The sequence below is a fragment of the Halomonas sp. SIMBA_159 genome (assembly GCF_046536035.1).
Classification (GTDB): domain Bacteria; phylum Pseudomonadota; class Gammaproteobacteria; order Pseudomonadales; family Halomonadaceae; genus Vreelandella; species Vreelandella venusta_A.
This window is the reverse complement of the sequence record NZ_JAWJBT010001273.1, coordinates 1-246: the sequence shown is the minus strand read 5'-3', so window position 1 is coordinate 246 and position 246 is coordinate 1. Positions and strand designations below refer to the sequence as shown.

General features: G+C 48.8%; 1 protein-coding gene. It reads right to left on the bottom strand.

What is annotated here, in order from left to right:
* The coding region (locus R0J87_RS23345; protein ID WP_498889356.1) for a transcription antitermination factor NusB at positions 1–227 on the bottom strand (227 nt) is incomplete at its 3' end.
* Between the last annotated feature and the right edge of the window lie 19 nt (positions 228–246).

Here is a 246-nt window from a genome sequence, read left to right as displayed (position 1 = left end):
ACTGCGGTCGGTGCGGCATCAAAATTAAACAGGTCTTGCTGGCGCTGCACATTGCGCAGCACGCCATTAATCAATTTGGTTAACGACTGGCCTTTTAACTCGCGCGCTGCTTCTACTGTTTCACTTATCGCCGCATGATCCGGAATTCGCATAAACTTCAGCTGATAAATACCGACATACAACAAAAACTGCAAAGGCCGCAGTTGCTTTACCAGCGGTTTAGCCATCAGTTGGCTGCATACTGCC